The sequence below is a fragment of the Pseudomonas sp. SCPG-7 genome (genome assembly GCF_002156405.1).
Classification (GTDB): Bacteria; Pseudomonadota; Gammaproteobacteria; order Pseudomonadales; family Pseudomonadaceae; genus Aquipseudomonas; species Aquipseudomonas parakoreensis.
In genome coordinates, this window is record NZ_MVOO01000015.1 from 88,663 (window position 1) to 100,673 (window position 12,011).

Below are 12,011 nucleotides of genomic sequence, written 5' to 3' on the forward strand. Positions count from 1 at the left end.
TAAGTCAGCCGGTGCAAACCTTATTCAGGACGAGACAGAATCAGTAAAAAGGCCCGCGCAGTAATCTGCGCAGGCCTGGTCAGTTTCCCCTCCGTGTCAGGCCGGCACGGCTCCCAGCAACTGCGCAAGCGTTGCACTGCCGTCGGCATCATCGGCCTCAGTGACTTCACGCAACCTCTGCACCAGACTCGATACCGCATAGGAACGCTTGCCCTCGAAGCCGAGGAAGACATCGCCGCGCATCGCCGGATCCGCCGAGCACACATCCCGCAGGATCAGGCTGTGCTGGCGATCCGGGTCGACGATCAGCAAGTGCTCGTCGACAAACGACAGTTGCAGTTTTTGCGGAGCGTCCAGCGCCCAGACCAGCTTGCCGGGAATCACCGGAGCCTCGCCCAGTGGCGGTCGACAATCGACGATGACCGATTCCAGCCGCAACCAGCTGGCCCTCGACAGGTGATACGTCACACCGCCCTGCCCCACGCGCAATACCAGACAACTCACGTCATCAGCGATCAGTGGCAAGAGGTCGTCGACCTGTTTCTGGCCCTCAACCACCAACACCTCGGCCTCGCGCCGCATATATTCGAAAGGGCCAATGCTCTGGTGATCGGGGTAGACGAACACGCAATGTGCCGCGCGCTCGTGCAACAGCACATGCCGATGGCGCGTGCCGAGCAATTCGCAATCATGCGGCAGGTTCTGGCCCGCGATCCGGATCAATCGGGCATTCGCCACGTCGAACCATTGCAGTTTGCCCGCGTCGGACTCCACGGCGATGTAGGGAGCATGCTCGGCAGTCTCCAGCAATGCCTGCAGAGCCTCTGGCAAATGCTCCGCGTGTTCGCTTGCCCACTGATGATCGACGCCAATGATTCGTTCAGGTTCCTGATATCGCAGCTCGAGAGACACGCCATCGGCTGACGTCCCGCGCAGACCGGAGCCATCATTGCTCACGGTGCTGAACCGCCAGTCGTCCCACTCGGCCTGCGGTGCCGGCAACAGCTCGCCCGCCAGTAACTGTGCGCCACCGCCGAAGGCTGCTGCGAGCTGTCGACTGTCAAAGAACAGCTGACTCAAGATCTCACCGCTGCCGACGTCCAACAGCCAGACCGCCCGATTGTCCGGGGTCACACCGAGCAGGCGCATTTCCCGGTCGTGCCCCGGGTCGCACAGCAGCACGCGGTTATCCACGTACCAGGCACACAGGTTGCGATCACCGGTGGCGTTGCGCACACCCAGAATGGCAAAACTGTCGATCGGGTACTTCGCTGCCAGCGCTTCCAATGCTTGCCACCACTGGGCCCGTCCCTTGAGCCAGCGCTCACTCAAGCCACCCAGCTGCACTTCACCCTCGGCGGTCAGATTGAAGAACAAGCCGTCATCGGTCAGGGCCAGATACCCGTCCTGTACCGGCACCACGTCATTCAGTCCGTCAGGCTGAAGCCATTGATGCGTCCATTGCGCCGGCCAACGCTCGCTGCCTGCGGGCGCGCTGCGTTGCACCCTGCACAGTTTTTGCGCCAGCCGGTCGTAGATGAAAAACAGCGCGTGCTCGTCGTTGACCGGCAGCAGCACCAGATCATCTAGATGCTTGATCGAATCGGCCCAACCGCGGTGACGCCCAGAGGCAAACGGATGAATGCACAACAGGTCCCGGCTGCGAATCCAGACCAGATCGCGCTTGTCCGGATTGAACTTCCAGCACACCGACACGTAGGCGGCCGGTTGCCAGTCGACGGTGGTGACGCCTGCGCGTTCGGGCACCGGCGATAACGGGAAATAGTGACCCAGCACCGCCGACCAATGTGTCAGGGTCGGATTGGCGAACACTCGCTGGCCCAAGTCACGGTCCATCTCTCGGCTCACCGCAACCAGCTGCAGCTGGCCCTCACGGATCAGGTAATTGAACTGCGTGACTTGCTGATCGGCCCCCTGACATTGTTGCTCGATGTGAATCACCCCTTGGGCATCGACATCGATACGCCGCACGCTGCTCTGCCCCTTCATCACCAGCAGCCGGTAACGGCATTTGAGTAAACCGCTGACGGCATCGACCTGCCAGATATCGTAGTTGTGCGTCTCATAGAAAAACGCAGAATCGTCGACCACCGCCGCCAGCAGCATTTCATCGGCCGCGAGTACCTCTTCACTGCGAATGTACAGAAAACGATCCTTGGCAGCGTCGTACCAGGCCGTGGTGTAGCGCGGTTGTCCCTCGGGCTCGAAAGGAATCGGAAAGTGATGAACCGGCGTGTAAGGCATCACCAGCCGATGCTCCCGGGCCAGCCTCTGGTAATGCGTAAGCAGCGACTGCTCATGCTCCCCGGCTGGCGCGTCCTGCTCGAGAATGTCCAGTCGTGCGTCACCGCGGTTGACCTTGAACGTTTGTCGCCCGGTCAGTTGCAGCGTGACTTCATGCCGTCCTCTGCCGGTGAACGTCACCTTCACACCACCCACCGCAAGAACCCCGGCGGCGTCAATCCGCACATCCCTTTCGCTGGCCCAGGTGGCGACCAGCTTCCAGCGACACAGCTGCAGGCTGGGAGACTGCAACTGGACATCGACCCCACGATTGAGAATCAGTGAACAGGCGCCGCCCGCTCCTTCGATGCGATACGACAACTTGTCGTGCCAGACCGGCGGCGTCATGGGGACTGCCAGCGCACGTTCGCGGGCATCCAGCCGCACCTCGATCACGGTTGAGCGATACGACGGTATCAGACGGTTGATGATGTAGTGCGTGGGAAAAGAGTAGAACGAAAACAGGAACTGCCACTGGCCTGCCGCATCCTTTTTCTCCAGCTTGCGGGCCGTATCGAAACCGGTGTCATGACGCAGCGTCGAGAACGGCAGCGCCTTGTATTCGTAACCGTAGTAAGTGGTCGGTGTACACGGCAGGACGACCAGTTGCGTGCTCGGCGGATCGAAGCGGATGTAGCCTGGCAGCCCCAGCTCACGCCGCAGATCGAGCGCTTGTTGATCATCCGGGTTGATACCCGGCACCCCGAAATGGTCGCGCAGCCGATACACCTTCGGGCTGTCGAGTATCATCATCGCGCGATTGAAGTCCAGGCTCTGAACCACCAGCGAGGGGTGAGCGACCCACGCCCCAAGCCCGTCGTCATAACGATAACCGACACCGCGACAGGCCCGCTCCAGATCATCGAAAAACAGCCCCACCTCCTGCGCCTGCCCGGCGATCCTGGCGAACCCCTGAGCCAGTGCCGCCACACCCACAGCCAAGCCGCCCAGCACCACCCCGGCGCCGCCGAGCACAGCGGCTGCAGTCGCCGCGCCCGCCGTGGCGGCTCCCAGACCACCAGCGGTCAACGCCAGACTGGTGGCGTCGAAGGCCAACTGAGTGCCGAACTGCGCGCGCTCGACCTCGTTGTCTGCCGTCGCCAATTGGTAGATGTCGAAGCCGACATTGGCCAGCCCCAGCACCGCGCCCACGCCTTCGTTGGCGACGTGTCCCAGCGCCTCGCCAACCACGGGCGCACAGGTACGGGCAATGACTTTCTCCTCATTGAGTGCGGTCTTGATCAGACTGAGCAGACCGGCGACGTCGGTGACATTGCCGTGCAGCAATTGCGCGTAATTGACGTAAGCATGCAACCTGACGGCGGTGGTCAAGGTGCGGCCATCCCCCTCTCGTCCACGCAAGACGTTCATCAGTGCCTGGATCGTGAAGCCGGTATTGAGGGTGTGAACGGCACCGGCCTCAACCATCTGCGGCGTGGCTCGGGTGCCCAGTGTCGAAAACTGCTCCGACAGATAATTTCTGATGCGCAGCAGGCGATGATCGCTGCTGACCACCTGTACCACATGCTCGGTTTGCGCGGGATCGATCAGGTTGATCCGGAACTCGCCGGTGGGCATCATCTCCAGGGTTTCGAACAACGGCACCAACGGTTTTGCCGAAGCATGCAAGTGCTGTAAAGCGTCAGTTGCCTGGGCAATCTGCTGTCCCCACCAATGACTGTCCAGATCGCGCAGGCTGCGCCCCAGGTGCGGATTGCTGACCAACGAATGGCCGCGAGCACTGTTCAAGCGCCGACGGATTGGCCGCTGTGCCTGCTCCGGCAACACATTGTCGGACTCCAGCAATTGCCCGACGCTAAATCCGCCGGACAGATTCAGGGCCGATATCCTTTGCCCCTGCAGCTCGATCAGATCAAAGGTCGGACGCGCGTTGTCGCCATAGGCCGCATAGTATTTCGCCATGCCCTGTTTCTGGAAAAGGTCAGTCAGTGCCAGCTGAAACTGATCCGGCTGGCTGAACTCGAACACGCCGAAATTGGGATCATAAAAGTGATAGGTGGCGTGCCCACCCTTGAAGGTTTTCGCCACCAGCATGGCGTGGTTGTCCGAGTTGAGCATCAGCGTGCGCGGGCTGGCGAACGCTTCCAGCGTGGTGCCGAGCTGTTGCAGATCGACCCGCCCCAAAGGCTTGCCGATGTCGTGCAATTGCACGCCGCGCAACTCTTCGAGCGCCTCCAGAAACATCATTGAATCGTGCTGCTGCGGCTCGGCAGTGGCCAGAAAGAACCGCTCGCGCAATCGTCGCGACGCGACAACGCCCTGCTCCAGAGCAGCACTCATGATCAGCGCCAGCGGGTAACAGCGGCCACCGGGATCGCCCGGCCCTTCGAGCAACAGGTCCTGCGGCACCAGTTTGACGTCACTGGCCTCGATTTGCCCCAGCACCTGACCCAGCCGCAGGATCACCTGCTCGCGATGCTCGCGGGTGGCGACGGTCTGAATATGGGCAACATGACGCCCCCATTGAAACAGCGTGTGCGCCTGCGACAGCGCGGCTCGCTTCAGCGTCAACGCACTGTCTGACGACATCATCGGCTGCTCGACATGACTGGCGAGACCAGCCATGAATTGCGGGGCTCGCTGCTGATACAGATGGCGTTCAATGGCCGCATAACGCACCGACGCCCCTAACTCGGCAACGCTGTTGGCCAGATTATCCAGCTCGGAGGCAAGTTGCGTGAGACTTGAGTTATCCAGTGAGCGTGCGCCGAGCATCTGTCCCAACACCACCCGTTGCAACGGACTGATCTGAAAGAACGGCAGCGAACCCTCGGCAATGCCGCTTAGCAACTCATCCAGCGCCAGCCCCTGAATCCGCGCATCGCTGAGCGACGCCGGAGCCTGCAAAGTGACGGGCTGGGCCTTGATGGCCTGGCGATCATCGAAGCTGAGCCCCGGCCCGTCAGGAAACCATAATGGGCCGTTATGTCCGTCGCGCATCGCGACCACGAACGGTTCACCGAGTCTGTCGATCATCCGTTGCAGCACCTGCGTCAACAGCACTGGCCGGCCCTCGATAACCGGCCAGCCCTCCTCGAACGTTATGCTCTGCTGGGTCAACAATGCTTTTACATCGCCGCGGTAGCGCGCGCTGTACTGTCCTTCGTGCCAGCGCTGCTGCTCGTCGAGCACCCACTGCTCGACATCAACGGCGTTGTCTTTCCAGGAGTGGTCCTGCTCTTCCTCGGTCTTGTCGTTGACCATCCACAATGGCTCGATAGCCGCTTCCACACGCAAGGTTTCCTCCTCGCGCGGGACGAAATTGCGCCGTGCGTAATCGGCCATGCCATCGCGCATCGCGGCGGGTCCGGTCAGATAAATCGTCCCCTCGCTCTGCGGGCGAATGCCGTCACTGAAGTAGCCCGCGATGGCCAGCATCAGAAAGTTGGCCGCCACGTCCTCGGTCATCGACAGTTCGGCCAGAGGGCCAAATGCCTGCTCGAGTACTTCTCGTGCCAGCTCTGTCATGCCGTCAAAATCGCTCAATGCGACGCCTCGCTTGGCGGCGAGGCGAGCCGTCTGGTCAATGGCCTGATAGTTGAACCGGAACCGCTCGATCACGCTGTTGAGCATCGGCGATTGCGCATGAGCCATCAGAAACGAGTTGCTCAACGTGTTCTGCACGGCAACAGCGCGCAGGTCCTGCGGGCGCACAAGCAGCTCGGCCGGCGCCTGGAACACCTCGTGCAGTGCCGGTTGCTGCCGGGCAAAAGCCTCCAGCGCAGCGCGGTGTTCGTCGGGAATCCGGCCCAGATAATCGGTGTATCGGTCGCGCAATGCCTGGCGTCCCGGCATCCAGTGCGGATTGTGATCGAGCAGCAGTTGCAGAACGCCAAGGCGCGCGTCGCCGCCGAACGCACTGATGTCGACCCCGCCCATGGTTTTGACCAGGGGCGGCAGGTTATCGACATCGACGTAGCGACCGCCCTCCTCGTACAAGGCTTCGGCCCGCACCACGTCGGAGGCGGCGGCCAGATTACCGCGCAACCGGGTCTCGCGCTCATAGATGGCTTGCAGTCGCAGCGGTGCGTCGAGGTCACGCAAGTCACGCAACTGCAAATCATCGCCTGCCAGATCGAGCAGACTGCGCCGGTTCTGCTCGATCAAGGCTTCCAGTTGTACCGCGTCCTGGCCGTAGGCGCGGGTCAACAAATCGACCCGTGCGTCATCCGCCGATTCCCCTCGTTCCAGCGCTTCGTTGATGTGCATGAACATCTGCTGCTTGAGGACGATGACCCGTTCTTCGTACAGCGTCCCCAGTCTGCTGTCGGTAATACTCTCGGTACCGCCATGTTGCATGGCGTCAGCCTTGGCGGCCTCGACGATCAACTGATTGGTTTGCCAGGCCAGTAGCGCGTCACTGTCATACCAGAGATGGAGGTTGTACCCCTGCCCGCTCAATACCTGCTTCCACAGGTCGAGGTAGTCTCGCTGGATCGCGCCAAGACCACCGCCCAGCCAGACAAAATGCAGATTTTTTACAACCGGAGTGGCGGCGGTCTTCGCGTAAATCTCGCTGTTTCGCAGACGGGTCTCAAACGCCTGGATATTGTTGTAAATACCCGATAAAGAGTTTTTCGGCGGCTCAGACTGGCCAAGAGTGTCACGGCGCACACGCGGCTCGCCGATCAACTGCGCCAGGGAATGCTTGAGCAATGTCAGGGGTTCAATCAGTCGCGGAGAATTGAGCAAACCGATACATGCAAAGTAATAGCGCCACACTGACGGATAAACGTCACTGTCCCGGTGTACCAACAGGGCCTGCTCGAGATCAGCCTGTTTGAACAGATTGATAAAACTGACATAACCACTGGCATCTTTAAATCGTTGATTGCGCATGAAAGTTCCTCCGTTATTCTGACCGACATCATCAGTGCACCCAGGCACTTGAATGGCAGCGAAGTTAACGAATGGCAAATTCACACTCAAACTTCAAAACTTTCAATACATGTCAAAACAGGCGACTAAAAAACAACTGATAACGCATGTAACCGCAACAAGTTATTGCGACAACCCTGATCAATAAATTAAAAAAACTGCGAAAGTCGGCGGCACAACTGCGCATCGACTTTTACTGCGGCCAATCAAGATTCAGGATAAGTCCGACAAAATGTAAGTCACAAGAAAGAGCCCACGCGGCAATGGAGCAAATCACACACGCCCTGCTGAAAGATATGACATCGGCAAATCCGGAAACAATCTACCCGCCATGTCCGGCACGGCGAGGGAGCAAGCCCCCTCGCCTGCGCTCATGACTGCGGCTTTTCGCCGTACCAGCGCGGCGTGTAGACCCACTCGCCACCTTCGGCCTTGGGGAATGTGCACGTGGTCGAAGAACCAATCAGCACCATGGTGCGCATGTCCACCTGATCCGGGGTCAGTTGCCCCAGTGTGGTGACCCGCAGGGACTGCCCCGGCCGACCGATGTCGCGCCCCAACACCACCGGCGTCGCCGCAGTGCGATGTTGCGCAACGATTTCCAGTGCACGGCCCAGTTGCCACGGACGCGCCCGGGAGATCGGATTGTAGAAGGCCAGGGCCAGATCGGCGGCGGCCGCCAGATCCAGACGCTTCTCGATGATCGACCACGGTTTGAGGTTATCCGACAGCGACATCACGCAGAAATCATGACCCAGCGGCGCACCCGCTTGCGCAGCCGTGGCGAGCGAGGCGGACACTCCCGGCAGGATTTCCAGCTCGACGCTGTGCCAGGCCGGATCGGTCGACTCGTGCAATGCTTCAAGCACCGCTGCGGCCATGGCGAACACGCCGGGGTCGCCGGACGAGACCACGATGACCGAACGCCCCTCGGCCGCCAGCCGGAAGGCGTGGCGGGCGCGCTGCATTTCTTCGCGATTGTCGGTGCAGTGCTGCACCTGATCAGCGCGAAACGGGCCGGCCATGCGCACATAGGTTTCATAACCGAGCACATCGGTGGCCCGTGCCAGTTCCGCCTTGACCGCTGGCACCATCAGCTCGGCAGCGCCGGGGCCGAGGCCGATCACCGCCAGGCGTCCACGCTGACGACCGATCTGCGCGACGTCCAGCGGCTGTTCGGCGCGCGCAATCGCCAAGCCGTTGGCACGGCTGATCGTGGCCTGCGGCAGTGCCTGACGCGCCAACGCGTCGAGGTCGTTGTGCGCCGCGACAAAGCGCAGCGGCACACCCAGCTCGATGGCGGCTTCACGCAGCTTGGCCGACGCCATTTCCGTGTCAGCCGCCAGCAGACAAGCCAGCGCCTGCTGCGCAACCCCGGCCTGCTGCAACGCGGCGCGCACAGCGTTCGGCAGGTCCTCCAACTGCGCACTCACCGCCACCGCGACGCTGCGCGGATAGATCAGCAACTCGTTGGCGTTCGCGATACGTTCGGCACTGCCGACATGAATCGAGCGCTGCGCCTGCGGGTCTTGCGGCAACTGCGCCTGATCCAGCCACGGCGCCGCACCTTCGATGCGCACGCTGTGCCCGGCCAGCAGGTCGGAAACGAAACGCTTGCCCAGTTCCAGATCCGCCAGCGCATAGCCGCTGGGTGGATTGAGCAGGCAAGTGCCGAAGCGCAATTCGCCACTGGTGGTGATCGCCGCTGCGACCTGCAATGCGCCAGCGATTTCCCGGGCCATGACATTCACCCCGCCGAGGCCACCGAGCAGCGGCACCACGGCGCTGCCGTCTTCGGCAACGGCGAGTACCGCCGGTTCAGCACCTTTTTCCAGCAACAGCGGCGCCAGGGTGCGAATGACGATGCCGGCCGCGCACAGGGCAATGATCGGCGTGTCTTGCTGGTACAGCTCACGCAGGGTTGCACCGAATTCCTGATAGCGGCGGTCGGCGCCTTCGACGCGTCCGGCGAGGCCGTGGATCTGCGCCGTCGGATACACCTGCTGGATACGTCGCGCGGTGGCCAGCGCGCTCTGTCCGAGGATGACAATGGCCAGAGTGGACTGTGTCATCAACCTTGCCACCGTTCACCCGGTACGATGATCAGCGAGAAGTACGGCGAGGACATCGGCTCGACCTGATCCAGCGGCACGATCTTCTGATTGGCCATGGTCGCGCGTTCGACGTACAGCGCCCGCTCAGCCAGACCGAGCTCTTCGAGTACCGCTCGGACTTTGGGAAAGTTGCGCCCCAGCTTCATGATCACCGCCGCATCGGCGTCGGCCAGACGCCGCTTCAGATCCTCGTGCGGCAGTACACCGGAGAGCACCGACAGGCTCTGGTTGCGATACACCAGCGGCGCGCCGAGTACCGAGGCGCCGCCAAGCATCGAGCACACGCCCGGCACCACTTCGGCTTCATAGCGGGTGGACAACCGGTCATGCAGATACATGTAGGAGCCGTAGAAGAACGGATCGCCTTCGCAGATCACTGCAACGTCGCGCCCGGCGTCCAGATGCGCCGCGACTTCTTCGGCGGCAGCGTCGTAAAAATCACTGATCACTTGCTCGTAGGACAGCGGCGCCGGCAGCACTTCGGTGGTCACCGGGTACACCAGCGGCAGCAGGTTCTGCGCGTCCTGCAGGTGCGCTTCGATGATGCCGAACGCATTGCCTTTTTTACCCTTGGCGACGAAGTACGCCACCACTGGCGACTCGCGCAGCAGACGCAGGGCTTTCACGGTAATCAGTTCCGGATCACCGGGGCCCACGCCAAGGCCGATCAGACGTCCTGTTGCCTGCATCATTCGACCTCCGTGGCGAGGGCATTGACTGCGGCGGCGGCCATGGCACTGCCGCCGAGCCGGCCTTGCATGATCACGAACGGTACACCGCGACTGTCAGCCGCCAGCGCCGCTTTCGATTCGGCGGCGCCGACGAAGCCCACTGGGAAGCCGAGGATCAGCGCCGGTTTCGGTGCGCCGGCGTCGAGCATTTCCAGCAGATAAAACAGTGCGGTCGGCGCGTTGCCGATCACCACCACGCTGCCTTCCAGGTGTGGACGCCACAACTCCAGCGCCGCCGCCGAACGGGTGTTGCCCAGCTCACGGGCCAGCTCCGGCACGCTGTCGTCGCGCAGGGTGCAGATCACTGGGTTGTTCGCCGGCAAACGCGCACGGGTCACGCCTTCGGAAACCATCCGCGCATCGCACAGGATCGGCGCACCGGCCGCCAACGCATCGCGCCCGGCCTTGCCGGCGCCCTCGGAGAATTGCAGACCGTCGATGGCCTCGACCATTCCGCAGGCGTGGATCACCCGCACCGCGAGTTTTTCCAGATCGGCCGGGATGCGTGCCAGATTGGCCTCGCTGCGAATGATCGCGAAGGAGTTGCGATAGATCTCCTGACCGTCGCGGATGTAATCAAGCATCAAGGGGGCTCCGTGAGCGGGCGTCGAGCAGGATCGCGGCCGCTTCAATAGTAAGGTTGCGTGCGTGCAGCGTGCCGAAACCCGGCAGCGCTGCATCGCGAAAATAGAGGTCGTAATGACCGGGGCTGATCGCCAGCAATGTGGCGGGTGCGCGGTGGGCCGCCGCGCAAGAGCGCGGGCAGCCGGACAGGTGCACGTTCTGCGCCTGAGGCAACAGCGTCGCCAGCCATCGGGCGTCGTGTTTGGTATCGGCCAGGCCTTTGCCGCAACCGCTGGAACCGGTGCAGGCAATCAGCCTGGACAGCGGCTCACTGGCATCGGTCAGCCAGTGCAATTGCGTCAGTGTTTGCAAGACTTGCGCCGCGTCAGAGGGTTTCACGTTCGGCAGCAACAGACTTTGCCACGGGGTGAAACGCAGGCTGCCATCACCGTACTCGCGGGCCAGCCGGGCGGCGCCACGCAGCATGACCGGGTCGAGACGGCCAAGCGCCGGCACCGCGCCGACATACACCCGGTCGGCAGCGTTTTGCGGGTGAACACCGATGTGCAGAGCCTCCGCCAGCGGCGTGCGCTGTCGGGCAACGACGGCTTTGATCGCCACCCGTTCGCGCAACTGTTCGAGGAAGGCCGGCATCGGCCATTCATCAAGCAAATGGCGCATGCGCGTCTGCTCCGGCCGAGCCCGCTCGAGGAACAACTCCAGCACCGCGACCACCAACGCATGGCCGTTTTCCACGGTCACGGCACCGGCCGCCCGATCGGTCGGACAGCCGGCCAGACCGAACGCCAGCAAGACTTCACCGTCACACTCAAACGCCGACAACCACAGATCATGCGGATGTTCGAGCATCGCCATCGCCTCACCACCGTCCAGTTGCACGGCAAACTTGGCGCTCAACTCGGGAAAGCGCGGATGCGTCTGCAATGTCAGCAGAATCTGTTCGGCCAGAGGCCGGGTATCGAATAGCAACCGCCGATCGATACCGGCGCTCGGGCTGAGCATCAGGTTGCGTACATCGTCACCCGCTGCGGTTTGCGGCCCGAGGCCGGCGGCCAGCAAGCTGTCGGTCAATACCGCTGACTGCTCACCGATGCCGCGAATCTGCAGATTGGCGCGGTTGGTCGCCTCGATTTCCCCACGGGCGAAACGCTCGGCGGCATTGGCCACCGCATCGGCCTGATCGGCAGTGATCGAACCGCCATTGAGCTTGATCCGGCAGATGCCGCCGTCCAGCGCCTGGACGATACGCAGCAACCCCGGACAAGCCGAGGGGCGCAGAGCGGTGGACAGAGGGCGTTCGTTCAAGGGATGACCGGCTGGCTGGCAGCGCTGTGGTGGGCGAAAGGTCGCCATTATGCCTGCTTTGCCCGAGCGCATG

Annotated in this window: 5 protein-coding genes; all 5 read right to left on the reverse strand. The window is 62.1% G+C overall.

From position 1 onward, the window contains the following. Window positions 1–96: 96 nt before the first annotated feature. Window positions 97–7,164: a TcdA/TcdB pore-forming domain-containing protein gene (locus B1722_RS23170; protein ID WP_086794476.1), complete on the reverse strand. Its 7,068-nt coding sequence runs from the start codon at window positions 7,162–7,164 to the stop codon at window positions 97–99. Window positions 7,165–7,574: 410 nt separating this feature from the next. After that, window positions 7,575–9,275: a precorrin-3B C(17)-methyltransferase gene (cobJ, locus tag B1722_RS23175; protein WP_086794478.1), complete on the reverse strand. Its 1,701-nt coding sequence runs from the start codon at window positions 9,273–9,275 to the stop codon at window positions 7,575–7,577. After that, a complete protein-coding gene (locus B1722_RS23180) occupies window positions 9,275–10,009 on the reverse strand; it encodes a precorrin-2 C(20)-methyltransferase (protein WP_371260372.1) in 735 nt (244 codons plus the stop codon). Before B1722_RS23180 ends, cobJ begins: the two co-directional genes overlap by 1 nt. Next, window positions 10,006–10,632: a precorrin-8X methylmutase gene (locus B1722_RS23185; protein ID WP_041068168.1), complete on the reverse strand. Its 627-nt coding sequence runs from the start codon at window positions 10,630–10,632 to the stop codon at window positions 10,006–10,008. The genes B1722_RS23180 and B1722_RS23185 overlap by 4 nt, the downstream gene beginning before the upstream one ends. Beyond that, window positions 10,625–11,923 (reverse strand): precorrin-3B synthase, encoded by a 1,299-nt coding sequence (gene cobG / locus B1722_RS23190; protein ID WP_371851399.1) that lies wholly within the window; start codon window positions 11,921–11,923, stop codon window positions 10,625–10,627. Before cobG ends, B1722_RS23185 begins: the two co-directional genes overlap by 8 nt. Window positions 11,924–12,011 lie beyond the last annotated feature (88 nt).